Consider the following 24,309-nt stretch of genomic DNA (forward strand, 5'->3'; position numbering starts at 1 on the left):
CAGCTACGTGGAGCACTGGCTCAACGGTTCGTGGAGCCGCCGACCAGGGCCCGGAGGGGATCGAATATTCGGCTAGAGACCGCATGGGCGCTCGCTTCTGGCGGTTCTGATGGCATTGGTACCTACAAAAATACCGACAAAATCTGAGGCCTGTCGTCATGTCGCACGTTTGCCACGCGCAACCGCTGGTCCAGGAATTGTGCGAGGGAATCGCGAGTCCTCGTTCCGATCATGTCTGGTTTCTCGGACGGCTCGGCATGGGCCGGGAACAGTCAACAGCGCCATGATAACGCCAGTTTGCACGATAACAGTTAATATGTTATCGTGCGGAACTAATGTTATTCAGGATGAGCCTTGCCAACCCTCGCGACCGCCGTTCTGCGCTACCTCCATGAGGTCCTGGGCATTGAAGCGCCAGCCGTGAAGCCGTGGGCGCGTGCAAACGAACTGCCGTACTTCCTTCGCGATGCCTTCCAGTTCAGCGAGCTCGAACTGCTGGGGCAGCCCATTGTCCTGGCGATAGGGCGCGCGGAGGCCAAGCAGTCCCTCAGCGAAGTCCGGACCTGGCTGGACAAGGTTCAGGCCCTGGCCGGTCAGCCGGCGGTCTACGTCACCGATGCACTGGCCTCCTACGACCGTCGACGCTTGATCGAGCAAAAAGTCCCCTTCATCGTGCCGGGCAACCAACTCTATCTGCCGGACCTGGGTCTGGACCTGCGCGAGTATTTTCGGCGGCGCGCGCCGGCCACGGAAGCGCTGAGCCCTTCCGCGCAAGCCATGCTGATCACCGCCTTGCTGCGCCAGCCGTGGCAATCCGATTGGCAGCCCTCCAAGGTCGCAGTCGCCTTGGGCTACACGCCCATGACACTGTCACGCGCGGTCAAGGAACTGACTGCGGCCGGGCTGGCTACGGCATACACAATCGGCCGCTCGCGCTGGCTGCGAATGGAACTCCCGCCGGCGCAGGTCTGGGAGCGTGCGAAGCCCGCACTGCGGACGCCGGTCAGGCGTACGGTCTGGGTGGCCGCCCATGGCATCGTTGCACACCGGCCCAGCCGCCTCGCGGGTCTGAGCGCGCTCGCGCGCTATTCCATGCTGGCCGAGCCGAAATGGCCGGTGTTTGCGTTGACCGCCGCTGACTGGAAGGCTGCGACGGATGCCGGCGTTCGCGAGTTGCCTGAACCTGAAGCGGGCGCCCAAGAATGGCAGCTGTGGAATTACAGCCCGGCGTTGGTGCCAGACGCCAACACGGTGGACCCGCTCTCGCTGACGCTCAGCCTGCAGGAGAACGCCGACGACCGAATCCAGCTCGCACTGGATGAACTGAAAGGACAACTTCCATGGTGAGAGGCTTGGACATTTTCCAGGAGCGGTTTGCGGCATACGTCGACCAGTACGTCCTGATTGGCGGCACGGCCGCGACCTTGACGATGGAGGAGGCCGGGCTGGAATTCCGAGCCACCAAAGACCTGGACATCGTCCTGCATGTGGAGGCGCTGACCCCGGCATTTGGCGAGGCCTTCTGGAAATTCGTCGAGGACGGCGGCTATGAAATCCGCCAGGCCAGCGACACCGGAAAACCAATCTTCTATCGGTTCCAGAAGCCCGCTGATGCTCGCTACCCGGCGATGGTCGAGCTGTTCGCGAGAGCCCCCGACGGATTGCAACCGGCTGATGGCAGTCAGCTGACACCCATACCACTCGACGAAGCCGTCTCCAGCTTGTCTGCCATCTTGCTGGACGAGGTCTACTACGCATTCATCATGGCTGGGCGCCGCGAAGTCGATGGCCTGCCCTGGGTCGGCGAAGACCGCCTGATCCCGCTCAAGGCCGTCGCGTGGCTGGAACTCACGGCGCGAAAAGAGCAGGGCGCCAAGGTGGACGCCAAGGACGTGCGCAAGCACCTCAACGATGTTCTGCGCCTTTCACAACTGCTCGCGCCCGCCACACGCATCGCGGTCGATGAAAAGATCAGCGCCGACATGACGCAGTTCCTTGTTGCCGTTGCTGCGGACACGTCCATCGACCCGAAAACGCTGCAGCTCGGCAACGTCGCCGTCGCCGAATTGGTAGCCCGTATAGCCCAAGCATACGAAATTGAACTGCCTGCGCAGGCGGCGGGATGACGGACGAGAAGTCAAGCGGAGCGGATCGATGGGCAGCCAGTCTGACCGGAACTCACAAAGAACGGAGGAGGAGACATGGCATTGTTCAAGGCTTGGTGCGCTGGCACCGAGAACAAAAGCAAGAAGAAGACATTCCGAACGTACTTGGAAAAAGGTGACGGCCGTGCAGCCGTTCTTACGCAGCTGGGCGAAGCCGTCAGGACGCCAGGCTGACCGGATCGCTGACGATGTCGCCTGCCCTCGGATACGACCGCGCCTCCGAAATCTGAGGGCACTGCTGCCTTGTCCAATGGATCCCTGATGCAGGGCAGGATATGCGATGTAGGCCTACGGCCTTCATCGCTGCCTCATTCGCACCTGCGGTGCTCAACGGAATCTGAGATCGGGCCGCACGTCTGTGCGGCGCGTTCCCGATTGAGCGCCGAAGGCGCGAATACAGGGCAGGAGGGAAGTGCTAGCGCTTCACATATCCTGCCCTGTGTGGTGAGTTCATTGGGTGATCCATCGCTCCCACGGACCCATGATCGCAGCCGCCAGCACCGCCCATCAGGGCCGCGCTCACCTTCCATTCTTAGCCGCTTGCTCCTGTGAAGCCGCTCAGCGGCGCGGCCGGCCAAGGCGCGAGTAGATCGCACGCCAGCGAGAGTAGATCGCACATGCTGGTAGAGTATTACTCATGAATACCGCCATCAGCCCGACGCCCGTCAAGCTCGATCCTGAACTCAAGGTGCGCCTGAAGCGCCTGGCGACGGCGCGCCACCGGGCGCCTCACTGGCTGATGCGTGAGGCCATTGCCCAGTACGTTGATCGTGAAGAAAAGCGCCAGTCCCTGCACCAGGACGCCGTGGCGGCGTGGGAGGAGTTCGAGGAAACGGGCCTGCACGTCTCGGGCAACGAGGTGATGGCTTGGCTGGAGACCTGGGGCACTGACAACGAGCTGCCAGCGCCTGCATGCCACAAGTGAGGTTCGCGCCGGCGGCGCTGCGCGATCTGCAGCGGCCGCGTGAGTTCTTGCGCCCGAAGAACCCGGCGGCCGCCCAACGTGCTGCTGAGACGATCATCAAGGCCGTTCAGGTCCTGCGTCAGCAGCCGATGGTGGGGCGGCCGGTGGAAGATCTGCCACCTGAATACCGCGAGTGGGTGATCGACTTCGGCGCCAGCGGCTACGTGGCGTTGTATCGTTACGCGGGCGAGGGCGATGAGGTCACGGTGCTGGCCCTGCGCCATCAGCGTGAGGTTGGCTACGAGCCGGGGTCAACCGCCCCAGGCAGCTGAGAAGAAACCAGGGCCTGCCATCGCCCTGGGGATCAGGCCTCCTCAAGGCCTGCCCGTACAGGCACAACTCATATCCTGCCTGGTGCGATAGCCCTATTGAGCGATTGCATCGAGCCCACGCCGGCGTGATTGCGACCGCTCCGGGGTCCATCGAACCTGTACTCGCCTTCACTTCTTAGCCGCTGACGTCCCCAAAAGCGCTACCGCGTGCGCGCGGGGCGCCAATTGCCTGCGCGCTGGCGTCGACCAACACCCGCCAACCCGCATGGGTGCTGGCGCGCGGGGCGACATGGCTACGACGGTGCATCGGACCAAATGCATTTGGCAATGCGTTGGGGGGACTCGATCGCGGGGGCGAACGGGCAGAGCTCAGGCCGCAGCATGGGCAGCGGAGAAAACGAGCTCGACGCGCTCTTCAGGCAGAACAACAACTGGGCGGGGGTATCGGCCATGCCGAGCAACCAGGAGCCGGACTTCTGCTGGATCACGGCGGGCAACGCTTCTGCCAATCCGTATGCGAATCTGTCGATGGCGGGTGGGGTGCAGTTGGCCGCCGGGCCGGGCTACAGCGGCGGTGTGGACTCGAACAGGTTGAGCCTTGACATGCTCAATCCGAACGACCAAGTTCCGGCTGGAGGCTCGTTGCGCGGGATGACGAACGAGGAGTTGCTGGCACGGGGCAATGCGTTGCTTGCAAGCGGAAATTCCTCGATGCCGCTTGGTGGCCCTGTGGTCGACACAGGGATCACTCTCCGTGAGATCACAGTCAATGCTTCGGCCGAGGACGACGGTTCATACGACGTCAGCGAGGCGGCACGGCTGTCCAACTACCCGGCGCCGAACGGCGCCTATGCCGGCACCATCACCAATCTGCCGCCTACCTTCTGGGAGCGCACATGGCTGTCGCCCGAGGTGCAGCATGTGATGGGCAACAGCATCACAGGCAGGGCGGTCGGTGGTTTGATGAGCTTCGTGGGCTCCGGCGTCGCAGGTTTGCGCTCAGATGGCTACAACTTTGCGACCGGCAAGCACCTCAACCCGGTGCAGCAGCGCGATGCGCGTATCGACACCTTCATCAACGTGGCAACCCTGGCGAGCCTTGCAATACGCGCCCGTGCGAACGCTGCACGCGCTCAACCCGTCGGCCGCGCGCTGCGCCGCCCAGCCATTGACCGCCTTCTGGCATGAGCCATCGGCCTCCGGCGTCTGGCGCATGAACATCGACAGCGTCACCGTCGGCGGATACAGCCGCTCGCGATGCTCGGGCAGCAGCGCTTCGGTCGTCTCGAGCAGCTGCGGGCTCGTCAGGATGTTGAAGAACTCCACCGCCTCGGTCGTGCGTGCCCGCCGTTGAATGCCTCTGCGGCGTTGATGCAAATCGCTTCGGGCTTTTCGATCCATGCTGGCTGGCCTTTGGTGAGATGGTTTGGATGCTTCGTAACCAACCATCCTATCGATCCAGGGTCAGCCACCCTCCCTTTGCAATCAAGCACTTACGCCTCGCCGAAGGCTCAGCGGCTCAAAGTAAGTGCCATTCGGTTTCAGGATGGTTCTGAGCTACTTGAAACTGGAAACTGGCCTGCCCGGACGTACGCACGACGGCAGGATCTGCTGCCAGCGGCGCGCACAACCGCAGCCTGCTTTGTGCAAGCCCCTCATTGCAGCACCGGCGCGAGGGGCACGCAGCCTAAACTTTTGGGCATCCAAAGGACCGACGCCGTGAACTCCTCCATCATCGAACCCCTCCGGAGCGCCGGTCGCCTGCACCGCGTGTTCATCGACGGTGAATGGGTGGTGCCGCAGAGTCAAGTCCGCGCCAGTGTCATCGACCCGTCGACCGAGGAACCCATTGCGGACATCGCGCTGGGCGACGCGCAAGACGTGGATGCGGCCGTGGCCGCCGCGCGCCGCGCCTTCACTGCATGGTCCGCGAGTGCCGCCGAAAGCAGGGCCGTGCTTCTCGACCGAGTGCACACACTCATCCTCGAGCGTGCAGAACTTTTCGCGCAGGCGATCTCGCTGGAGATGGGCGCTGCCATCGGCTTTGCGCGCAGCACGCAGGTGCCGGTGGCGGCAGAGCACATTCGCGTGGCCCGCGACAATGCGCGCAGTTATGCGTTCGTCACCCATCGCGGGGACATGGCCATCGTGCGCGAGGCCATCGGCGTGTGCGGCCTGATCACGCCATGGAACTGGCCGCTCTACCAGATCACCGCCAAGGTCGGCCCCGCCTTGGCGGCGGGATGCACGGTGGTGCTCAAGCCCAGCGAACAGTCGCCGCTGAGCGCCCTGCTCTTTGCAGAGCTGATGCAGGACGCTGGCACGCCGTCCGGTGTGTTCAACCTGGTGGGCGGCAACGGGCCCGAGGTGGGCGCCGCGCTGTCGGCCCATCCGGACGTGGACATGATCTCCATCACCGGCTCGACGCGGGCCGGCGTCCTGGTGGCCCAGGCGGCGGCCCCGACGGTGAAGCGCGTGGCCCAGGAACTTGGCGGGAAATCTCCCAACCTGATCCTGCCGGATGCGGACCTGGCGCGTGCCGTACCGGCAGGCGTGGCGGCCGCCTTCCGCAACGTGGGCCAATCGTGCAGCGCACCGACCCGCATGATCGTGCCCCGCGCGCGCCTCCAGGAGGTTGAACGGATCGCGCGCGACGCGGCATCCAGCTTTGTCGTGGGCGATCCGCGTTTGCAGCAGACCACCCACGGCCCGGTGGCGAATCGCGCGCAGTTCGATCGCGTGCAGGAAATGATCGGCGTCGGCATTGCCGAGGGCGCGCAGCTTGTCTGCGGCGGCCTGGGCCGGCCGGAGGGCTTGAGCCGCGGCTTCTACTGCCGCGCGACCATCTTCACCGCGGTGCATTCCCGGATGCAGATCGCGCAGGAGGAGATCTTCGGACCCGTCCTGGCGATCATTCCCTATGACAACGTGGACGAGGCCGTGGAGATCGCCAACGACACGGTCTATGGCCTGGGCGCGCACGTGCAAGGGCAGGACCTTGTCGCGGCGCGTGCCGTCGCGGCGCGGATCCGGTCCGGGCAGGTGCACATCAACTATCCGGCCTGGAATCCCCATGCCCCCTTCGGTGGCTACAAGCGCTCGGGGAACGGCCGCGAATACGGCATCGAAGGTCTCGAGGAGTACCTGGAAACCAAGGCCATTCTCGGCTTCCAGGATGCCTCGGCGGCCCGCAGCGGCTGACAGGTTTTTCAGAAGAAGACATCGCGCATCGCGCAGGAGCAATCATGACCGTGGCCCTCGTACTGCACCGCGCCGGCGGCGCACCTCTTTCGACCGCCTTTCGCAGGGCGCCGTTCGGCAAGGACGACCCCTTTGCGCGGCATCGCGAGATCGCGTGGGAAGGACCTGGCGCGATGAGCGCGGGCCGCACCAGCTTCATTGGCGAGCTCGAAGTCGCGAGCTATCCCCACATCGAAACCATCGTCGTGGTCGAGGGCGAGCTGACGCTGACAGCGGCCGGGGCGGCCCCGCTGGTGGTCGGTCCCCAGGCGGGCGCCGTCATCGGATGCGGCACCTCGCTTCATATCCAGGCCGCATCCCGCGTGCGGTTCGTGTTTTGCGCGGCCGCTTGCGAGAGACCGACCCAACGCGGTGTCTTTCCCCTGCACGCCGAGGCCAACTTCAGGCCCTCCGCGACGCTGCCCGCGCAAGTGCTGCTGGGCCCCTCGCCGGAGTGCCGCAGCGACAACGTCTTCACCGACGACGGCGCGCAGTACCTCGCGGGCACCTGGGACTCGACCCCCTACCACCGGATCGTTCGCCCGCATCGCATGAACGAGTTCATGCATCTGCTGGCCGGCAGCGTGCGGTTCGCAGCGCCCGATGGCAGCGTGCTTTCCACGGCGACCGGCGACGCGCTGTTCGTGCCCCAGGGTGCACCGATCGGGTGGGAAAGCAGCGATCGCGTGGCGAAGTTCTACGTGGTTCAGAGCGTTGCGGCTTGAACGCACGAGCGAGATCCATCATGTCCCCTCCGCTGCGCCACATCCAGACCTCGCCCACGCTGCCGGCTTCGGCCGACGTCGTCGTGATCGGCGGCGGCATCATCGGCGTCTTTAGCGCCTACTACCTGGCCAAGCGCGGCATTTCGGTCGCCTTGGTGGAAAAGGGCAGGATCGGCGCCGAGCAATCGAGCCGCAACTGGGGCTGGTGCCGGCAGCAGAACCGCGACGCCCGCGAGCTGCCGTTGGCGAGCAAGAGCCTCGACCTGTGGGAACAATTTGCCGCCGAGAGCGGCGAAGACACGGGCTTTCATCGCTGCGGGCTGCTCTATCTCAGCAATGACGAGGCGGAAATTTCCCGCTGGGCCAGCTGGCGCGATTTTGCGAAAACCGCGGGCGTGACGACCCACATGCTGAGCAGCCGCGAGGCCGCCGAGCGGGGCCATGCAACCGGCCGCGCGTGGAAAGGCGGCGTCTTCTCGCCCAGCGATGGCACCGCCGATCCCGGCAAGGCCGCGCCAGCCGTGGCTGCTGCGCTCATCAAGCTCGGTGGCAGCGTCCACCAGAATTGCGCGGCCCGCGGCATCGAGATGGAAGGCGGACGGGTCAGCGGGGTGATCACGGAAGCCGGGGTCATCAAGACCCGGACGGCCGTGATGGCTGGTGGCGCCTGGGCGTCCTCGTTCTGCCGGCAGCTGGGCATCCGCTTTCCGCAGGCCTCGATCCGCCAATCCATCCTGAGCGTGTCTGCCGTGGAGCAGCGCCTGCCGGATGCCGTGGTGAGCGGGGGCGTGTCCGCCACGCGCCGCAACGACGGACGCTATGCACTGGCCATCAGCGGCCGTGCGCGCGTGGATCCGACAGGACAGTTCCTGCGCTTCGCCCCGCAATTCGTACCCATGTTCGCCAAGCGCTGGCGCAACCTCCGTCCGGGCGGCCTGGAAGGCATTCGGGGCGGCCATGAAACGCTGGCGCGCTGGCGGCTCGACGCGCCGACGCCGATGGAACGCGTGCGCATCCTCGATCCGAAGCCCGATCCCGTGAGCATCAGGGATACCCACCGCCGCGCCATCGAACTGCTGCCCCAGCTTCGCGATGCCAGGATCACGCACGCCTGGGCTGGCTACATCGACAGCACGCCGGACGGTGTTCCCGGCATCGGCGAGGTGCCGGGCATGCCGGGGTTCATCCTGGCTGCGGGCTTTTCCGGACACGGCTTTGGCATCGGCCCTGGCGCCGGCCACCTGATCGCGGACCTTGCCAGCGGCGCCGAGCCGATCGTCGATCCCGTGCCGTATCGGCCGGAGCGCTTCAGCAAGTCGGCATGGGGGAAGGTCGCTGAGTTCTAGCCGTTCAGCACGAGCGACCCCTGCGGATATTGCTTGCACATGAATTCGACGAACGCCCGGACCTTCGGCGCAGGAAGTCGCCTCGAGGTATGCAGGACCCAGAGCGCGACCTCCACGCCTGAAACCATGCCCCACTGAACGAGTTCTCCGCGCGTGAGCTGGTTCCACGCGATGGACTGCGGGATGAGGGCGGCGCCGGCACCGGCGACCGCGGCGTCGCGAATCATCAGGAACGATGAAAGCCTGAGCCTCGGGATCGGCTCCACGACGAGGCGTTCGTCGTCGAGCGTCCAGTTGCCGCCTTGAAAGGTTGTTGCAACGACGCCGGGAACAGGGCTGACCTTGCCCTTGCCTGGCTTCGGCATGGGCACGGAGGGCGCAGCCACGACCACCAGCCGGTCCTTGGCGAAGCACCGGCCCACGAGGCTGCTGTCGGGGCCTGGATTGATCCGGATCGCGGCGTCGAACTGCTCCTCGACGAGGTCGACCAGGCGATCGTCCGCCACCACCTCGCAGCTGACCTCGGGGTAGGCCGCGCAGAACTCGGCGCCGATGCGGCCCATCGCCAGCTGGGAGAACAGCACCGGCGAGGCGATGCGCAAGCGCCCACGTGGTACCGACAAGCCCTCGCGCGCGGAGGTCATGGCGTCAGCCACCTCGTGCATCGGCCCTTCGGTGCGATCCACCAGCAACTGGCCGGCTTGCGTGAGCTTGAGCCCGCGGGCGCTGCGTTCGATGAGCCGCACGCCGAGCTGCTCTTCCAGGTCCGCGATGCGCCGGGACAGGGTCGCCTTCGATCGCCCGCTCGCGCGGCTTGCCTTTCCGAGGCCTCCATTCGCCGCGACGAGTGCGAAGTCGGTCAATGCGTTCAGGTCCATGTGTTCCGGATTTGAGACGAGGTGTCTTCATTTTCGGGTCTTCGTTTTACGAATGCAACGACCTATCTTCTCCTCATCGCAACTTCGAAATGAGGAAATTGAAATGACCATCACCACGCAACGCGCTGTGCTGATCCGGGCCTATGGCGGTGCTGCCGCCGCCGAGATTGCCGAGATCACGCGGCCCGCAGCCGGAGAGGGCCAGGTCCTGGTCCGCGTCCGGGCCGCCGGCGTGAACGGCATCGACTGGAAGGTTCGCGAGGGCTTCGTCCGGGGGGCCTTCCCGCTGCAACTGCCCGCCGTGCTGGGCATCGAGCTTGCGGGCACCGTCGAGGCGCTCGGCCCCGGGGCCTCGCGCTTTGGCGTGGGCGATCGCGTCATGGGGCCGCTGGGCAGCCTCGGCGCCTATGCCGATGTCGTGGCCGTCGACGAGGCGAACCTGGTGCGCACGCCGCAAGGCCTGGACGACGTCCATGCGGCCGGCGTCCCGGTGGCGGCCGTGGCCGCCTGGCAAAGCCTGCACCACGCGGGCCCGATTGCCGCAGGCCAGCGGATCCTGATCCACGGCGCGGCGGGAGGCCTGGGCGGCCATGCCGTGCAGTACGCCAAGCGGGCAGGGGCCGAAGTCTTCGCGACGGCGTCGACCGCGCACCTCGAATACGTGCGCAGCCTGGGCGCGGCTCACGTCATCGACTACCGGACCCAGCGCTTCGAATCGGTCGCGCAGGACATCGACCTGGTGCTCGACTACGTTGGCGGCGAAGTGCTCGATCGCTCGTGGCAGGTGCTGGCGAAGGACGGCGCGATCGTCGGCACATCCTCGCCCGACATCCTGGCACGCACGCCGCCCGGCCGCCGCGGACTGTGGTTCATGAACAAGCCAGACGCCGCCCTGCTGGAACGGCTGGCCGCGGAGATCGCCGAAGGCAGGCTGATCTCGAAGCTCGGCGAGGTTGTGGGCTTCGGCGACATCCCCGCGGCCATCGAACGCAATCGCACCGACCCTCGCATCGGCAAGGTGGTCGCGGACTTCTCGCGCTGATCGATCTTTTTATCCCTCTTCAACTTCTTAGGAGATTTTCATGAGCGTTCTCGTCACGGGTGCCACCGGCACCATCGGTTCCCTCGTCGTCCAAGGCCTGGCCGCTGCCGGCGCCGAAGTCAGCGCCTTCGTTCGCACGCCCGGAAAGCAAGCCTTTCCGGCGGGCGTCAAGGAGGTCGTCGGCGACCTGACCGACGTGCCCTCGCTGCGCGCGGCACTGTCCCCGGTGCGCACGCTGTTCCTGCTGAACGCCGTCACGCCCGACGAAGTGACGCAAGCCCTCGTCGCGCTGAACCTGGCGCGCGAGGCGGGCATCGAGCGCGTCGTCTACCTGTCGGTCATTCATGCCGACAAGTTCACCAACGTGCCGCACTTCACCGGCAAGCACACGGTCGAGCGAATGATCGAGAGCCTCGACATTTCGGCGACCATCCTTCGGCCGGCCTACTTCATGCAGAACGAGCGCATGGTGCAGCAGGTGATCCAGGGCCACGGCGTCTACCCGATGCCGATCGGCTCCACGGGCGTTGCGATGATCGATGCGCGGGACATCGCGGACGCGGCCGTCGCCGAACTGCTGCGCCGCGACCGCGCGCCCGCGCCACCGCCGCGCGTGACGCTGGAGCTGGTCGGCCCCGAGCTGTTGACCGGCGCATCGGTGGCCAAGGTCTGGAGTGTCGCGCTCGGCCGCGAAGTGGCTTACGGCGGCGATGACGTGGCGGCCTTCGAAGGCCAGATGGCCGCGCTGGGCCCGTCCTGGCTGGCATACGACATGCGCCTGATGATGGCCGGGATCCAGAAGTTCGGCATGCACGGTGCGGACGGTGCAGCGGATCGCCTGCAGGCCATGCTCGGCCGTCCTCTGCGCAGGTACGCGGACTTCGTCGCGGAGGCCATTGCCGCTTCGTAGGCGGCGCGCTTCGCGACAGGTTGCGCTTGTGGCAGAGCCAGACATATGCAACCATCGCGCCGCCGTGCGGCGAGGCGAGAAAGCGCATCGCCATCGCTCGTCGGGCGTCATACCAACAAGGGGGCCGCGTGGATCAAGGTGTTCAAAAGAAGACATTCGTACTATTGCACGGGTTGCGCGCGGCTCCTTCGGTTCTCTTGATTGCAGCGGCGATGCTTGTTGTCGCTTGCGGTGGTGGTGGTGGTGGTGGTGGTGGGAACGGCGGCGCTGTTCTTCCGATCGTCGGCATTCCACCTGCAAATGGCGGCGTGACCACTCCGGACAACGGCAACGCCGACAGCTACCCGCATGCGTTGGAGCCCATCGGCACGGTGCGCCAGATCTACGACGGCGCACTCTCCCCTGAACTGGCGGTCAACACCTACCGCAACATCGACCGCTTGTTTCCCACGCGCACTGTCGAGCCCGACGGCACGCCGCATGCGTTGCCCGCTGCGGCCACGCGGCTCACGCAGGTGAACTTCACGGTGAGCGCTGCGACCTACAGTCTCGCCAACTTCATGTCGGTGAATCGTGTTGCCGGTCTGCTCATCCTGAAGGACGGCAAGATCGCCAATGAGACCTATCAGTACGGCAACACGCAGCGCACGCGCTGGATGTCGATGTCGGTGGCCAAGTCGGTCACCTCGACGCTGATCGGGGCGGCCGTGAAGGACGGCTACATTGCCAGCATCGATGATCAGGTCACCAAGTACGTGCCGCGGCTGGTGGGCAGCGCCTACGATGGTGCGACGGTCCGCAATGTGATGATGATGGCTTCGGGCGCGCAGTGGAATGAGACCTACACCAACCCGAACTCCGACCGCCGCCAGTTGCTCGAGGCGCAGATCAGCCAGAAGCCGGGCTCGGCCATGGATCTCATGAGCAAGCTGCCGCGCGCGGCGGCACCGGGCTCCGTCTACAACTACAGCACTGGCGAAACACAGGTGGCTGGCGAGATCGTCTACAACGCCGTCAAGAAACCCCTGGCGCAGTATCTTTCCGAGAAGATATGGTCGAAGGCCGGGATGGAGGCGCAGGCCAACTGGTGGCTCGATTCGCCCAACGGCGTGGAGATCGGCGGCAGCGGCATCAGCGCCACCTTGCGCGACTACGGACGCTTCGGCCTGTTCGTGATGAACGATGGTGTGGCTGCCGGCCAGCAGGTGGTGCCGGTCGGATGGGTCACGGAAGCGGGCACGCCCAAGGTGCTGACCGGTGGCAACTCGATCAACTACGGCTACCTGTGGTGGATACCGCCGAGTGGCCCGTCAGCCGCAGACGGCGCTTTCTACGCGAACGGCATCATGGGCCAGCAGATCTACATCAACCGCAAGGAAAAGGTGGTCATCGTCGTCTGGGGCGCGCAGACCGACCCGGCGGGAAACGGCAGCTTGCCGGTGGTGCCGTTCTTTGATGCCGTGGTGGCGGCGCTCAAGTAGGCGGTGCGAATGTTCAGGCCAGCCGCAGCGCTGCCTCAGATCACGCCCTCGCGCTGCAGCTTCTCCAGCGCCTCGCTGCCAAGGCCCAGGGCCCCATAGACCTCCGCGTTGTGTTCGCCGGCCGCCGGCCCGGTGCGCGGCGCCGCGGGCTTGAAGCCCGAGAAGCGCGGCACGATCGCGGGGGCGGGCAGCGACCCGAGGTCCGGATCGGGCAAGCGGATGATGGCTTCGCGCGCAATGAAGTGCGGGTCGGCCATCACGTCGTCCACCGCATAGACCTTGCTGTGGGGAACGCCGCCGCGGGTCAGGGCCTCGGACAGCTCTGCCAGCGTCTGGCATTCGCACCAGCCGGCCACGATCGCATCGATCTCGTCGATGTTTTGCACCCGGTCCGGCGTGGTGGCAAAGCGCGTATCGTGCGCCAGCGCCGGCTGGCCCATGGCCTGGCAGATGCGCTTGAAGATCGGGTCGGACGATCCCACGATCGTGACCCAGTGGCCGTCGGCCGTGCGGTACATGTTGGACGGGGCCGTGTAGGTGGCCCGGCTGCCCGAGCGGCTGCGCGCCTGCCCCAGCACCTCGTGCTCGACCGGCAGGGCCTCGAGCAACCGGAACATGGCCTCGGTGGCCGCGAGATCGATCTCCCGGCCCGGTGCGTCCGGGTGGCGGTGGCGTTCCGCGATTGCGGTGGAGATGGCGAAGGCACCGAACAGGCCCGCGATGACGTCGCCGAGCGGATAGTTCATGTGCTGCGGACTGCGGCCGCTTTCGCCGGTCAGGTGGGCGAAGCCGCTCATCGCCTCGAAGATGCGCGCGAAGCCCGGGCGCTGCGCATACGGGCCGGTCTGGCCGAAGCCGGTGACGCGCAGGATGATCAGCCTGGGGTTGACCGACCACAGCGTGGGCGCGTCGAGCCCCCACTTGTCGAGCGTGCCGGTGCGGAAGTTCTCGACCAGGACATCGAAGGACGCGATCAGCCGCAGGAACAGCGCACGGCCTTCCGGCTTGCGCACGTCGAGCGACACGCCTTTCTTGCCGCGGTTCGAGACCTTCCAGAACAGCGCGTGATCCGGCGTGGTGGGCGAGAGCGAACGCAGCGGGTCGTTGCCTTCGGGTAGTTCCAGCTTGACCACCTCGGCGCCCATGTCGGCGCACAGCGAGGCCGAGAAGGGCGCCGCGATCACGGTGGCCATGTCGAGGATCCGGATGCCGGCCAGCGGCCCCTGCGGCGTGGCGGGCGGTGGCGTGGGCTCGGCGGTGGTGTGTTTGAGGGCGTCGGATGGCATGCATCGAAGTCTGTTGGCGCGCTCCATTTGCCGCAACTCAAGTTTCGACATCCTGAATGCGCGCCGAGGTGTGCTATCGCAGCCCCAGCGAGAGCTCGACGCTGTGCGCCAGCGTGAGCAGCCGCGGCGCGACCTCCCGGCGCATCTGCGCAAAGCTGCCGCGCTTGGTTGCCACGGCGCAGTTCAGCACGAACTGCATGCCGTCCACCAGGCCGTGCAGCGGCACGGCAAAGCCATGCCGGTTCGGTTGCCAGTCGGCGCGGGCACTGCAGAAGCCGTCGCGCGCCAGTTCTTCGCGCGCCAGCTCGGCCGCCGCCGCGTGGCGCTCGAACTCGGCCGGCGCGGCGACGCGGATCTGGTTCAGCACCGACAGCCGGTCTTCGGGCGCGGCGCGCGCCAGCCAGGCGCGGCCGATGGCCGTGGCCAGCATGGGAAGCGGCGCGCCGATGTCGGGCGTCAGCACGAAGTCTTCGCTGCTGCGCGCAGTCTCCACGTACACCATGTGGATGCGGTGGCGCAGCCCGAGCGAGACGGCGCCTTCGATCTCGCGCGCCAGCGTTTCCATCATCGGCCGCGCGATCGGGCGGATGCGCATGCTGGCCAGCAGCGGATGGCCGAGGCCGAGCACGGCCGCGCCCAGGCGGTACCTGGCGCCGGCCGGGTCGCGCCGCAGGTAGCCGAGCAGCGCCAGCGTGTGCGTCAGGCGCGCGACCGTGGGTTTGGAAAGGCCCGTGCGCTGCGCGAAGTCCTTGTTCGCAAGGCTCGACTCGCCGGCATGAAAGCACAGCAGCAGGTCGATGCCGCTCGCGAGCGTGGTGGCGAACTGGCGGTCCTTGGTGTCCACATCTTTCATGGCACGGCATCCAGGTCGGCTTCCACGCTGCGCGCGAGTGCGACGAGGCGCGGGCCCACGCCCTGCTCGAGCTGGCGCGGGCCGAGCCGCGACGTGAGTACGCCGCAGTTGAGCACCAGCGTCTCGCCGTCCTGGGGAATGCGGATCGGCACGCCGACCGCCTGCACGTCGCTGCGCCAGGCGCCGCGCGACACGCAGAAGCCCTTGCGCTTGAGGTCGGCCTGCGCCCGCACCAGGTCGGCTTCGTAGTGCTGCACCTGGCCCGGTTCCGACGCTTCGATCTGCGCCAGCACGGCGTCGCGCAGCTGTTGCGGCGCGTGCGCGAGCCAGCTGCGCCCCATGGCCGTGGGCAGCATCGGCACGGCCGCGCCGATGTCGGGCCGCCATGCGCTGAGGTCGTGGCCGCGGCAGGTTTCGACATAGACCATGCGCGTGCGGTCGCGCATGCCCAGCGACACCGAGCCGCCCACCTCGTCGGCCAGCTGCTTCATGCGGCCGCGCGCGACTTGCCGGATGCGCAGGCTCGCCATCAGCGGATAGCCGATCGTGAGCGCCGTGGAGCCCAGGCGATAGCGTCGCAGGTGCGCATCGAAGACCACCAGGCCGCGGGCCGCCAGCGTGTAGGTCAGCCGCGAAATCGTCGCCTTCGACAGCCCGGTGCGTTCCGACAGTTCCTTGTTGCCGAGGGCGGGTTCGCCGACGGTGAAGCAGTGCAGCACCTGCAGGCCGTGCTGCAGCGTGGTTGCGAAGTCGGGGTCGGGGTGGCGTGCGGCGGGCATGCGGGGCTCGTGTTGCGCGGTGAATGCTACGTCCGGCAGGGCGCGCTGGCGAGCGGCGGCATTCAAGATAGAGAAACATCGTTTTCCATATGTGATGCCGCTGCGTAGTCTCCGGGCCCTGGCAAAGAACCAACCGGAGACTCCCCATGCGCAAGATGTTCATGCTCGCTGCCGCCTGCCTGCTGGCCGCGGCTTCCGCGGTGCACGCCGACCCGGCCGCCTATCCGGCCAAGCCGGTTCGCCTCATCGTGCCCTTTGCACCGGGCGGCTCCACCGACGTGCTGGCGCGGCTGCTGGCCGCGGCCCTCGCTCCCGAGTTGGGGCAGCCCGTCATCGTCGAGAACAAGGCCGGCGCCGGCGGCAACATTGGCGGCGACTACGTCGCCAAGTCGGCGCCCGACGGCTACACGCTGCTGATCGCGGCGGCCGGCCCCACAGTGATCAACCCGAGCCTCTACGCCAGGATGCCCTACGACCCGGCCAAGGACCTGCGGCCGGTGACGCTGCTGATCCAGGAGCCCAACCTGATGGCGGTCCACCCGAAGATTCCGGCGAAGACGGTGCCCGAGTTCATTGCCTATGCCAAGTCCAGGCCCAACGACGTCAGCTTCGGCTCGGCGGGCAACGGCAGCCCGTCCCACCTGGCCGGCGAATGGTTCAACCAGCTCACCGGCACCACGATGGTCCACGTCCCGTACAAGGGCACAGGCCCCGCGATGAATGACCTGCTGGCCGGGCAGATCGCGATGATGATCGACAACATGCCCGCGCTGTGGCCGCATGTGCAGGCGGGCAGGCTCAGGGCGCTGGCGGTGTCCACCGACAGGCGGGCCACGGCCGCGCCCGAGGTGCCGACCGTCGCCGAGTCCGTCAAGGGCTTCAGCTTTGGTGCATGGAAGGGCCTGATGGTGCCCGCTGCAACGCCCGCGGCCATCGTCGAGCGCCTGCACGCCGCCACGACCAAGGCGCTGGAAAAGCCCGAGCTTCGCAAACGGCTGCTGGCCCTGGGCGCCGAGCCGGTCGGCAACACCCCGGCGCAGTTTGCCGAGCTCATCAAGGCCGACACGGCTTCGTGGGCGGCGCTGGTCAAGTCCACCGGAACCAAGCTGGACTGAGGTCCGCGCGCATCCACCCCATGAAGCAAGGAGCAACACATCATGCAGCGTGATCCCGCAGCCTTCGAACAATTCCTTGGCAGCCTGCGCAGCTACGTGCGCGAGCGGCTGGTGCCGAACGAGGCGCGCGTGGCCGACGCCGACGAAGTGCCCGCCGACCTGGTGGCCGACATGGCGGCGCAGGGCCTGTTCGGCTATTCGATCCCCGAGGCCTATGGCGGCGCGGGCATGACGACCGAAGAGCTGGTGCTGGCGGCGATGGAGCTGTCGCAGTGCTCGGTGGCCTTTCGGGCCCGCGTCGGCACCAACACCGGCATCGGTTCCGAAGCCCTGGTGGCCGACGGCACGGAAGCGCAGAAGCGGCGCTACCTTCCGCGGCTGGCCAGCGGCGAGCTGACCGGCGCGTTCGCATTGACCGAACCCGAAGCCGGTTCGGACGCCGTGTCGCTGCGCACCTCGGCACGGCGCGAGGGCGACCACTACGTGCTCAACGGCACCAAGTGCTTCATCACCAACGCGCCGATCGCGGGCCTTTTCACGGTGATGGCGCGCACCGATCCCCACGACCTGTCGGCGCGCGGCGTCACGGCCTTCCTGGTCGAGCGCGGCATGCCCGGGCTCAGCACCGGGCCGGCCTACCGGAAGATGGGGCAGGCGGGCTCGCCCGTGTCCGAGGTGCACATGAGCGACTGCATCGTGCCGGCGGAAAACGTCATCGGCGGGCGCGAAGGGCAGGGCTTCAAGACGGCGATGAAGGTGCTGAACAAGCAGCGCATCCACCTGGCGGCCCTGTGCATCGGGCCGGCGATCCGCATGCTGCAGGACGCCGTGGCGTTCGTGTCCACGCGCAAGCAGTTCGGCCAGGCGCTCTCGGGCTTCCAGCTGATCCAGGCCTTGATCGCCGACAGCCAGACCGAGATCCATGCGGCCCGCGCGCTCGTGCTGGACACCGCACGCAAGCGCGACGAAGGCATCGATGTGACGATGGAGGCGTCGATCTGCAAGTACTTCGCGTCCGAGATGTGCGGCCGCGTGGCCGACCGCAGCGTGCAGATGCTGGGCGGCTACGGCTACATCGCCGACCACGGCATGGAGCGCTTCTACCGCGACGTGCGGCTGTTCCGGCTGTACGAAGGCACGAGCCAGATCCACCAGCTCAACATCGCCAGGCGCACGCTGGCCAAGGCCGGCTACGGCAGCGAAGGCGCCTGATGTTCGGCTACAGCGACCGTCTTCCGGCGCTGCGCGAGGCGGTCCGGCGCTTCGTCGAGGAAGAGGCCATTGCGCGCGAGTGCCCGGCGCTGGCCCACGACCTGGACGCGCTGGAAGCCGCAGTCCGTTCGTTGCGCGCCAAGGCCATGGAGGCCGGCATCTACGCTCCGCAGCTGCCGGTGGCGTGGGGCGGCCTGGGCCTGTCCTGGCGCGATCGTTCGGTCATCCTCGAAGAGGCGGGCCGGAGCTTCCTGGCGCCATTGGCCATGAACTGCGCACCGCCGGACCAGCCCAACATGATCAACCTGCTGGCCGAAGGAACGCCGGCGCAGCAGCAGCGCTACCTGGTGCCGCTCGCGCGCGGCGAGGCACGGTCGTGCTTTGCGATGACCGAACCCGAGCCCGGCGCGGGGTCCGACCCGTCGATGCTGCAGACGGTGGCCGAGCGCCGCGCCGGCGGCTGGGTCATCAACGGCCGCAAATGGTTCATCAGCGGGGCGGTCGGCGCCGCGTTCGCGCTGGTGCTGGCGAAGACGGGCGAGGGCGCGACGATCTTCATCGTCGATGCCGGCAACCCCGGCTACCGCGTGGTGCGCAACATCGCGAGCATCGACGGCTTCCAGATCGGCGGCCATGGCGAGATCGAACTGCAGGATTGCCTCGTCGACGACGGCGCGGTGCTGGGCGAGGCGGGCCAGGGCTTTGCCCAGGCGCAGGCGCGGCTCGAACCGGCGCGCCTGTCGCACTGCATGCGCTTCATCGGCCGGGCCTCGCGCGCAATGGCGCTGGCGCAGGACTACGCCAACCGGCGCCATTCGTTCGGGCAGCCGCTCGCGCAGCTGCAGCAGGTGCAGGCGATGGTGGCGGACTCGCACATCGACCTGCATGCCGCACGCCTGATGACCTGGCATGCGGCCGCCAAGCTCGATGCGAAGCAAAGCATCAAGCACGAGTCGGCCATGGTCAAGGTGTTCGTCTCGGAAGCGGTGGGGCGCGTGGCGGACCGCGCCGCGCAGATCATGGGCGCGCTCGGCATGTCGGAAGACTCGCCCGTGTCGATGATCCTGCGCGAGATGCGGCCCTTTCGCGTCTATGACGGCGCGTCGGAGGTGCATCGCTCGACGCTGGCGCGGCGCATCCTGAAGGAATCGCTGCGTCCTTGAGGCCGTCACTCGCCCGAGGTCAGCAGGACGGTGCCGTGCGCGAGCACGCGGGTCCGGTCGTCCGATCCTTTCATGCATCCCTGCAGCTCGATGATGCTGCCGCCCCTTGGACGGGCCGCGATCGATGAAACGCTCCACTCGATCAGCACCGTCTCGCTCGCCAACACGGGCCGCAGCAGATCGACAGAGAAGTTGATGCCCAGGACATTTCCCTTCTTCGCGAAATGCGTGGCGGTCAGTCCCATCAGCAGCGAGGTGGTGTGCGTGCCGCTTGCGATCATTCCGCCGAAGCGCGTGCCTCTTGCGAACGCCGCATCGTGGTGCAGCGGGTTCTCGTCTCCCGCGGCCAAGGCGAATGCCCTGACCTGTTCTTCGTCGAAGGTGTGGGTTCGCGAGAAGCGGTAGCCGGGTTCGACAGGGGCACCGGCAGCGGGCTCGAACTCAACCATGGCGCGCGAGGCCGGTGATGGCCTCCTGGCTTCCGGCCTGCTGGCGCAGGCGGAACTTCTGGATCTTTCCGGTGGCCGTCTTCGGCAAGCTGCCGAACATCACCCGGCGCGGACACTTGAAGTGGGCCAGCCGCTCCCGGCAGAACGAAATGATCTCCTGTTCGGAGGGCGCCGCAACGCCTGCCCTGAGCTCAATGAACACGCACGGCACCTCTCCCCATTTTTCGTCGGGCTGGGCGACCACGGCGGCATGCAGGACCGCCGGGTGCCCATGAACGACATCCTCGACCTCCACGGAAGAGATGTTCTCTCCGCCCGAAATGATCACGTCCTTCGAACGGTCGGTGATCTGCACATAGCCGTTGCCATGAAGGACCGCCACGTCGCCGGTGCGGAACCAGCCGTTGGCGAGCGCCTTGCGTGTCGCCGCCTCGTTCTTGAAGTAGCCCATCATCACCGTGTTCCCGCGCAGCATGAGCTCCCCTGCGGTTTTCCCGTCGCGAGGGACGGGTTCGAGCGTGTCTGCGTCGCCGACCATGAGGCCTTCGAACATGGCGGCCCGCACGCCCTGGCGCACCTGCAGCCTGCCTTGCTCGGCCGGCGCAAGATCGTCCCAGCCGTCTTGCCACTCGCAACTCACCGGCGTGCCGCAAACCTCCGTGATGCCGAACACGTGCTCCACGTCGAACCCCATGGCCAGGACGGCGTTCAGTACGGCCAGCGGCGGCGGGGATCCCGCGGTCAGTACCCGCACGCTGCGAGACAGCCTGGTGTTCTGCGCTGAATCCGAGAGCATGGCCATTACCACCGGCGCCGCGCAGAGATGATCGATCTGGTGCGTGTCGATGGCCTCCAGCACCGCTTCGGCGGAGACCCGGCGCAGGCAGAAGTGGGTCCCGGCCGCCGCTGTCACGGCCCAGGTGAAGCACCATCCGTTCGCGTGGAACATGGGCAGTGTCCACAAGTACTTCGGCGCCCGCGGCATCGCCCAGTTCGTGATCTGCAGCAGGCTCATGAGGTAGGTGCCGCGGTGGCTGGCGACCACGCCCTTCGGGTCTCCCGTCGTACCCGAGGTGTAGTTCAGCGCGATGGGCTGCCACTCATCGCTCGGCCACCGGCCGGGGAACTCCGGATCCCCACTCGCCAGCAGCGATTCATAGTCGGTCTCGCCGATGCGTTCACCGGGCGGCGCCAGGTGATCGTTGATGTCGATGACCGCGGGAGGGCTGTCCAGAAGCTTCAGGGCGGCGGCCACCGTCCCGGAGAATTCGCGGTCGACCATCAACAGTTTGCATTCGCTGTGGCGCAGGATGAACGCGATCCCTTCAGGGTCCAGCCGGTGATTGATAGTGTTGAGCACGGCACCTGCCAGCGGCACGCCGAAGTGCGACTCCAGCATCGCCGGCGTGTTGGGCGCCAGCACCGAAACGGTGTCGCCCGGCTGGATGCCCCTGGCCACCAGCGCCGACGCCAGGCGATGGCAGCGCTCACGCGTCTGCGCCCAGGTCCGCGCCAGGTCGCCGTGCACCACGGCCAAGCGTTCCGGATGCGCCAGCGCGGCGCGGTCGAGAAAGCCGAGCGGCGTCAGCGGCACATGGTTGGCCTCGCAGCGATCGAGCCCCTTTGCATAGGATTGCGCGCTCATGCCCTTGTCTCCTTCGTGGTGTCGTGGAACGTCGTGAACGTGGAAACCGGCTCCCGCTCGGTGACCAGCGAGTTCTCGATGGAGGACTCGTCGGCGTAGCCCAGGCTCATGCCGCAGACGAGCATCCGGCCCGCAGGGATTTCCAGGTACTCGGCGATCCGGCGATGAAACTTCAGGAAGGCGGCTTGCGGGCAGGTGTGAAGGCTGCGGCCGCGCGCGGCGATCATCACGCTCTGCAGGAACATGCCGCAGTCCAGCAGGCTTCCTTCCTGGAGCGCGCGGTCGATCGTGAAGAACAGGCCCACGGGCGCATCGAAGAAGCGGTAGTTGCGCCCATGCTGCAGGTGCATGCGCTGCTTGTCGCCCTTGGCAATGCCAAGCAGCCCATAGAGGTCCCAGCCCACCTTGCGGCGCCGCTCCAGGTACGGGGAGAGCCATTCGCGCGGGTAGTAGTCGTAGGGCTCGAGCAGTTCCCCTGATCTTTCGGGATCGTCGTCGAGCGCCGCGATCGCAGCGGACAGGCCGGCCTTTGCAGGCCCGGTCAGGACATGCACATGCCAGGGCTGCATGTTCATGCCGGAGGCGCTGTAGCGCGCGGTCGAGAGAATCGCTTCGATCTCTTCCCGGGGCACCGGCCTGGGCAAGTAGGCCCTGACGCTGCGCCGCGTGGCAATCGCCCAGTCGACTGCGCCTCGCAGCGCCTGCGCGCCCAGCGGCGGCGCCATCATCCGATTCATTGCAGGGTTCCTCGTTGCTGGATTGCCGAGGAGCTTAGTTCCGCAAGGATGCGATGCCCATGCCCGCAGGCCTCGATCTGGCCGGGGCTTTCGGGCATGCGGATGTCACTTTGGCGGGCGCGGGCGCCAGCGGCTCAATCCCGCGTATGCGCAGAGGAGCGATAGCTTCCCGGGCTCACGCCTGTCCATTTCTTGAAGGCGCGATGAAAGGCGCTGGTCTCCCGGAAGCCGGTGCGGGCGGCGACTTCAGCCACCGTCAACGTGGCGCTCGACAGCAGATCGATCGCGATGTCCCGCCGCAGATCGTCCTTCACCCGCTGGTAACTCAGCCCCTCCTGTTGCAAGCGACGCTGGAGCGTGGTGCCGGAGACGCAGAGCTCCTGCGCAAGCGTCTCCAGTTCGGGCCACGCATCGGGCATCTGGCTGCGCAACCGGTGCCGCACCTGGGCGCCGGTGCTCGAGTCATTGCGGTACTTGACCAGCAGATTGGCGGGCGCGGCCCGCAGGAAGTTGTCGACGGTCTGCGGAGATTCCGCGATCTTCAGATCGAGCAGCTCGCTTGCGAACGTGATGTGCGTGGTCTCTGCGTTGAACTTCAGGTTCTCGCAGAACCGCGTGCGGTAGTGGCTGTCATCGACGGGAGGCGGGCAGCGGAACCGCATCTCGCGCAAGGGAATCCGCCTGTGCACGAGCCAGCATGCCAGCCCATGGACGAGGATGAACCAGGTGCCGTAGCCGAACAGCCGGCGCAGCACGCCGCCATCGTGCAGGATCACGCGCGCCTCGTCCGCCGATCGGACCAGCTCTCCGCGAAAGTCGTCCAGGGTGGCGTGAAGAAACCGGAGGATCCGGCGCAAGGCGTGCTCCAGGTTCTCCGAGCTGACTGCCGCACGCGTCATGAGCGCATAGCTTCCGCGGCGCAGCCCGTGGCTGTCCAGGCCGAAGAACTCGTCATCCATCAGATCGGCCAGGGCCACCCACATGCGCGAGTACGCAGCCGCCGGAATGCGCGCGCGCGGTGCGTTCAGCAGATCGCCATCCAGCCTGGCGATTTCGAGCACGCCGCTGATGTCCATGTTCCTGAGCGCGGCGGCGCGAATCGCCTCGTGCACGAGTTCAATGGAAACGGTGCCCTTCAGCCCTGCTGACTTCATGCGAACTCTCTGGGGAATGGTTGATCAGGGTGCGCCTCTGGCCGTGGGGGTGGCGCGGCCTGATCTTAGTCATTCCGGCCTCGGCGAAGCTGGTGAAGCGATCCGCCGTACTGGGGCAATGAAAACGACTATGGCGCAGGCGTGTTCACCCGGGAGGAGTTCGCGCGCCTGGCGGGCCTTCTGGCCGCCCCGAAGGGAAATTCATCTTGAGCCTCGAGGACACGCCTGGGATGCGGAAGACGTTCGCGGGGTTTCGCATCGAGGTCGTCAAGAGCCGATGCGGCATCAGCGCCAAGGCCAACCAGGCGGTCGGCGAGGTGCTGATCTCCAATTTCAAGGGGTGGTAGCAAGCGGGGCGGCACGGTTTTCCGTGACCGTTTTGGGCGAGGTCCAATGTCTCAGATGGGCCCGTTGCAGACGTTCCCGCTGACAGAAAGCACTCACTCAAGATGACGCGAACTTGTCTTTGAACTGGGTGAAATCCGAGAGGTAGACGGCGGCAATGTTTGTGCCGACAACCTCGTAGGCGCCTTCCATGTGATGGTGGAACGCAACTACCCTACCCGGCTGCTTCCAGTCGATTCCCCACGCCTCATCGCTAGTTGAAAGACCGAAAAAGATGAACGGCTTGAGGTCGAACTCTGGTCGAAACCCCTCCCACTCGGCCCACTCCGACTTCGTGGTGCTGACTAAGTCGGACAGGGGCAGCAAGTAGGCAGCATTGCCCTCGCTCTCCCTTACACCGTTAGCTTCGAGGTACAGCGCCCGAAGCTCATCGGGGAACCGTACCCCGAGCTCGATCTCAGCATCTGCAATTGCCTCTGCGGTAAGCGCGCGGTGATCCCGTCTTGAGTTGCTGCCTTGTGTCCATGACGATGGTGTCCACCAAGTAT

General features: G+C 66.6%; 25 protein-coding genes and 1 pseudogene. 16 read left to right on the plus strand and 10 right to left on the minus strand.

Going from position 1 to position 24,309, the window contains the following annotated elements; translation table 11 throughout:
• The first annotated feature begins 354 nt into the window (after positions 1–354).
• The 6 genes from EJO66_RS25750 to EJO66_RS25770 all read left to right on the plus strand — a co-directional run bounded on the left by EJO66_RS25750 (position 355) and on the right by EJO66_RS25770 (position 4,589).
• Positions 355–1,347, plus strand: coding sequence for a hypothetical protein (locus tag EJO66_RS25750; RefSeq protein WP_125966507.1), 993 nt, complete (start codon positions 355–357; stop codon positions 1,345–1,347).
• Positions 1,348–1,352: 5 nt separating this feature from the next.
• Positions 1,353–2,126 (plus strand): hypothetical protein, encoded by a 774-nt coding sequence (locus EJO66_RS25755; protein ID WP_240648781.1) that lies wholly within the window; start codon positions 1,353–1,355, stop codon positions 2,124–2,126.
• A 75-nt stretch (positions 2,127–2,201) separates the two neighbouring features.
• Positions 2,202–2,339 (plus strand): hypothetical protein, encoded by a 138-nt coding sequence (locus tag EJO66_RS32660; RefSeq protein WP_164547904.1) that lies wholly within the window; start codon positions 2,202–2,204, stop codon positions 2,337–2,339.
• Between the two features lie 463 nt (positions 2,340–2,802).
• Positions 2,803–3,090 carry a CopG family ribbon-helix-helix protein gene (locus EJO66_RS25760; RefSeq protein ID WP_125966509.1) on the plus strand — a complete coding sequence of 96 codons (288 nt, stop codon included), beginning with the start codon at positions 2,803–2,805 and terminating at the stop codon, positions 3,088–3,090.
• Positions 3,078–3,401 carry a type II toxin-antitoxin system RelE/ParE family toxin gene (locus EJO66_RS25765; protein WP_125966510.1) on the plus strand — a complete coding sequence of 108 codons (324 nt, stop codon included), beginning with the start codon at positions 3,078–3,080 and terminating at the stop codon, positions 3,399–3,401. Before EJO66_RS25760 ends, EJO66_RS25765 begins: the two co-directional genes overlap by 13 nt.
• Before the next feature lie 381 nt (positions 3,402–3,782).
• Positions 3,783–4,589 (plus strand): hypothetical protein, encoded by an 807-nt coding sequence (locus EJO66_RS25770; protein ID WP_125966511.1) that lies wholly within the window; start codon positions 3,783–3,785, stop codon positions 4,587–4,589.
• Here the strand turns inward: EJO66_RS25770 and EJO66_RS25775 are convergent.
• Positions 4,491–4,802: pseudogene (locus tag EJO66_RS25775) on the minus strand (IS4 family transposase); the annotation flags it as partial. The gene EJO66_RS25770 and the pseudogene EJO66_RS25775 sit on opposite strands and share 99 nt — an antisense overlap.
• Positions 4,803–5,120: 318 nt before the next feature.
• Between EJO66_RS25775 and EJO66_RS25780 the strand changes: the two are divergent.
• From EJO66_RS25780 to EJO66_RS25790, 3 genes are read left to right on the plus strand one after another with little or no spacing between them, the layout of a single operon-like run.
• On the plus strand, positions 5,121–6,602 hold the full coding sequence (locus EJO66_RS25780) for an aldehyde dehydrogenase family protein (protein WP_125966512.1): 1,482 nt from the start codon (positions 5,121–5,123) through the stop codon (positions 6,600–6,602).
• A gap of 44 nt (positions 6,603–6,646) precedes the next feature.
• Positions 6,647–7,366 (plus strand): cupin domain-containing protein, encoded by a 720-nt coding sequence (locus tag EJO66_RS25785; RefSeq protein WP_125966513.1) that lies wholly within the window; start codon positions 6,647–6,649, stop codon positions 7,364–7,366.
• A gap of 20 nt (positions 7,367–7,386) precedes the next feature.
• Positions 7,387–8,712: an NAD(P)/FAD-dependent oxidoreductase gene (locus EJO66_RS25790; RefSeq protein ID WP_125966514.1), complete on the plus strand. Its 1,326-nt coding sequence runs from the start codon at positions 7,387–7,389 to the stop codon at positions 8,710–8,712.
• Here the strand turns inward: EJO66_RS25790 and EJO66_RS25795 are convergent.
• Positions 8,709–9,590, minus strand: a complete 882-nt coding sequence (locus tag EJO66_RS25795) for a LysR family transcriptional regulator (RefSeq protein ID WP_125966515.1) — start codon at positions 9,588–9,590, stop codon at positions 8,709–8,711. The genes EJO66_RS25790 and EJO66_RS25795 overlap by 4 nt on opposite strands.
• A 103-nt stretch (positions 9,591–9,693) precedes the next feature.
• Between EJO66_RS25795 and EJO66_RS25800 the strand changes: the two genes are divergently transcribed.
• The 3 genes from EJO66_RS25800 (at position 9,694) to EJO66_RS25810 (ending at position 13,023) form a co-directional block, all read left to right on the plus strand.
• Positions 9,694–10,632: an NADP-dependent oxidoreductase gene (locus EJO66_RS25800; protein ID WP_125966516.1), complete on the plus strand. Its 939-nt coding sequence runs from the start codon at positions 9,694–9,696 to the stop codon at positions 10,630–10,632.
• Between the two features lie 40 nt (positions 10,633–10,672).
• Positions 10,673–11,542 carry an NmrA/HSCARG family protein gene (locus tag EJO66_RS25805; RefSeq protein WP_125966517.1) on the plus strand — a complete coding sequence of 290 codons (870 nt, stop codon included), beginning with the start codon at positions 10,673–10,675 and terminating at the stop codon, positions 11,540–11,542.
• A 308-nt stretch (positions 11,543–11,850) separates the two neighbouring features.
• Positions 11,851–13,023: a serine hydrolase domain-containing protein gene (locus EJO66_RS25810; protein ID WP_124962174.1), complete on the plus strand. Its 1,173-nt coding sequence runs from the start codon at positions 11,851–11,853 to the stop codon at positions 13,021–13,023.
• A gap of 35 nt (positions 13,024–13,058) precedes the next feature.
• Here the strand turns inward: EJO66_RS25810 and EJO66_RS25815 are convergent, their stop codons facing one another.
• The 3 genes from EJO66_RS25815 to EJO66_RS25825 form a co-directional block, all read right to left on the minus strand.
• Complete coding sequence (locus EJO66_RS25815; RefSeq protein WP_125966518.1) at positions 13,059–14,309, minus strand: CaiB/BaiF CoA transferase family protein; 1,251 nt, start codon at positions 14,307–14,309, stop codon at positions 13,059–13,061.
• 73 nt (positions 14,310–14,382) lie between these two features.
• Positions 14,383–15,162, minus strand: coding sequence for an IclR family transcriptional regulator (locus EJO66_RS25820; RefSeq protein ID WP_125966519.1), 780 nt, complete (start codon positions 15,160–15,162; stop codon positions 14,383–14,385).
• Positions 15,159–15,941, minus strand: coding sequence for an IclR family transcriptional regulator (locus EJO66_RS25825; RefSeq protein WP_125966520.1), 783 nt, complete (start codon positions 15,939–15,941; stop codon positions 15,159–15,161). The genes EJO66_RS25820 and EJO66_RS25825 overlap by 4 nt, the downstream gene beginning before the upstream one ends.
• Positions 15,942–16,087: 146 nt before the next feature.
• On the opposite strand from EJO66_RS25825, the gene EJO66_RS25830 reads away from it, so the two are divergent.
• The 3 genes from EJO66_RS25830 to EJO66_RS25840 are packed head-to-tail and all read left to right on the plus strand — an operon-like array spanning position 16,088 to position 19,431.
• Positions 16,088–17,056 carry a Bug family tripartite tricarboxylate transporter substrate binding protein gene (locus EJO66_RS25830; protein ID WP_124962178.1) on the plus strand — a complete coding sequence of 323 codons (969 nt, stop codon included), beginning with the start codon at positions 16,088–16,090 and terminating at the stop codon, positions 17,054–17,056.
• Between the two features lie 42 nt (positions 17,057–17,098).
• A complete protein-coding gene (locus EJO66_RS25835) occupies positions 17,099–18,268 on the plus strand; it encodes an acyl-CoA dehydrogenase family protein (RefSeq protein ID WP_125966521.1) in 1,170 nt (389 codons plus the stop codon).
• Complete coding sequence (locus tag EJO66_RS25840; protein ID WP_125966522.1) at positions 18,268–19,431, plus strand: acyl-CoA dehydrogenase family protein; 1,164 nt, start codon at positions 18,268–18,270, stop codon at positions 19,429–19,431. The genes EJO66_RS25835 and EJO66_RS25840 overlap by 1 nt, the downstream gene beginning before the upstream one ends.
• 5 nt (positions 19,432–19,436) lie before the next feature.
• Here the strand turns inward: EJO66_RS25840 and EJO66_RS25845 are convergent, their stop codons facing one another.
• The 4 genes from EJO66_RS25845 to EJO66_RS25860 all read right to left on the minus strand — a co-directional run bounded on the left by EJO66_RS25845 (position 19,437) and on the right by EJO66_RS25860 (position 23,416).
• The gene (locus EJO66_RS25845) at positions 19,437–19,880 is read right to left on the minus strand and encodes a MaoC family dehydratase (RefSeq protein ID WP_124962181.1); all 444 of its coding nucleotides are present in this window, start codon (positions 19,878–19,880) and stop codon (positions 19,437–19,439) included.
• On the minus strand, positions 19,873–21,525 hold the full coding sequence (locus EJO66_RS25850) for an AMP-binding protein (RefSeq protein ID WP_125966523.1): 1,653 nt from the start codon (positions 21,523–21,525) through the stop codon (positions 19,873–19,875). The genes EJO66_RS25845 and EJO66_RS25850 overlap by 8 nt, the downstream gene beginning before the upstream one ends.
• A complete protein-coding gene (locus tag EJO66_RS25855; protein ID WP_125966524.1) occupies positions 21,522–22,262 on the minus strand; it encodes a nitroreductase in 741 nt (246 codons plus the stop codon). Before EJO66_RS25855 ends, EJO66_RS25850 begins: the two co-directional genes overlap by 4 nt.
• Positions 22,263–22,396: 134 nt before the next feature.
• The gene (locus tag EJO66_RS25860; protein WP_125966525.1) at positions 22,397–23,416 is read right to left on the minus strand and encodes an AraC family transcriptional regulator; all 1,020 of its coding nucleotides are present in this window, start codon (positions 23,414–23,416) and stop codon (positions 22,397–22,399) included.
• Between the two features lie 206 nt (positions 23,417–23,622).
• On the opposite strand from EJO66_RS25860, the gene EJO66_RS32665 reads away from it, so the two are divergent.
• Positions 23,623–23,763, plus strand: a complete 141-nt coding sequence (locus EJO66_RS32665) for a hypothetical protein (RefSeq protein WP_164547905.1) — start codon at positions 23,623–23,625, stop codon at positions 23,761–23,763.
• Positions 23,764–23,860: 97 nt separating this feature from the next.
• On the opposite strand, the gene EJO66_RS25865 is transcribed toward EJO66_RS32665, so the two are convergent.
• Positions 23,861–24,309, minus strand: a 449-nt coding sequence (locus tag EJO66_RS25865) for an SMI1/KNR4 family protein (protein WP_164547906.1), incomplete at its 5' end; no start/stop codon positions are given.

Source organism: Variovorax beijingensis (assembly GCF_003951285.1).
In the GTDB taxonomy this organism is placed as follows: Bacteria; Pseudomonadota; Gammaproteobacteria; order Burkholderiales; family Burkholderiaceae_C; genus Variovorax; species Variovorax beijingensis.

What these genes read in the sequence shown, in the direction of transcription:
- EJO66_RS25770 (WP_125966511.1), top strand. Translation starts at nt 3,783, where the DNA reads ATGGGCAGCGGAGAAAACGAGCTCGACGCGCTCTTCAGGCAGAACAAC.
- EJO66_RS25830 (WP_124962178.1), top strand. Translation starts at nt 16,088, where the DNA reads ATGCGCAAGATGTTCATGCTCGCTGCCGCCTGCCTGCTGGCCGCGGCT.
- EJO66_RS25790 (WP_125966514.1), top strand. Translation starts at nt 7,387, where the DNA reads ATGTCCCCTCCGCTGCGCCACATCCAGACCTCGCCCACGCTGCCGGCT.
- EJO66_RS25785 (WP_125966513.1), top strand. Translation starts at nt 6,647, where the DNA reads ATGACCGTGGCCCTCGTACTGCACCGCGCCGGCGGCGCACCTCTTTCG.
- EJO66_RS25805 (WP_125966517.1), top strand. Translation starts at nt 10,673, where the DNA reads ATGAGCGTTCTCGTCACGGGTGCCACCGGCACCATCGGTTCCCTCGTC.
- EJO66_RS25760 (WP_125966509.1), top strand. Translation starts at nt 2,803, where the DNA reads ATGAATACCGCCATCAGCCCGACGCCCGTCAAGCTCGATCCTGAACTC.
- EJO66_RS32660 (WP_164547904.1), top strand. Translation starts at nt 2,202, where the DNA reads ATGGCATTGTTCAAGGCTTGGTGCGCTGGCACCGAGAACAAAAGCAAG.
- EJO66_RS25845 (WP_124962181.1), bottom strand. Translation starts at nt 19,880, where the DNA reads ATGGTTGAGTTCGAGCCCGCTGCCGGTGCCCCTGTCGAACCCGGCTAC.
- EJO66_RS25800 (WP_125966516.1), top strand. Translation starts at nt 9,694, where the DNA reads ATGACCATCACCACGCAACGCGCTGTGCTGATCCGGGCCTATGGCGGT.
- EJO66_RS25855 (WP_125966524.1), bottom strand. Translation starts at nt 22,262, where the DNA reads ATGAATCGGATGATGGCGCCGCCGCTGGGCGCGCAGGCGCTGCGAGGC.
- EJO66_RS25765 (WP_125966510.1), top strand. Translation starts at nt 3,078, where the DNA reads ATGCCACAAGTGAGGTTCGCGCCGGCGGCGCTGCGCGATCTGCAGCGG.
- EJO66_RS25850 (WP_125966523.1), bottom strand. Translation starts at nt 21,525, where the DNA reads ATGAGCGCGCAATCCTATGCAAAGGGGCTCGATCGCTGCGAGGCCAAC.
- EJO66_RS25795 (WP_125966515.1), bottom strand. Translation starts at nt 9,590, where the DNA reads ATGGACCTGAACGCATTGACCGACTTCGCACTCGTCGCGGCGAATGGA.
- EJO66_RS25835 (WP_125966521.1), top strand. Translation starts at nt 17,099, where the DNA reads ATGCAGCGTGATCCCGCAGCCTTCGAACAATTCCTTGGCAGCCTGCGC.
- EJO66_RS25860 (WP_125966525.1), bottom strand. Translation starts at nt 23,416, where the DNA reads ATGAAGTCAGCAGGGCTGAAGGGCACCGTTTCCATTGAACTCGTGCAC.
- EJO66_RS25840 (WP_125966522.1), top strand. Translation starts at nt 18,268, where the DNA reads ATGTTCGGCTACAGCGACCGTCTTCCGGCGCTGCGCGAGGCGGTCCGG.
- EJO66_RS25825 (WP_125966520.1), bottom strand. Translation starts at nt 15,941, where the DNA reads ATGCCCGCCGCACGCCACCCCGACCCCGACTTCGCAACCACGCTGCAG.
- EJO66_RS25820 (WP_125966519.1), bottom strand. Translation starts at nt 15,162, where the DNA reads ATGAAAGATGTGGACACCAAGGACCGCCAGTTCGCCACCACGCTCGCG.
- EJO66_RS25815 (WP_125966518.1), bottom strand. Translation starts at nt 14,309, where the DNA reads ATGCCATCCGACGCCCTCAAACACACCACCGCCGAGCCCACGCCACCG.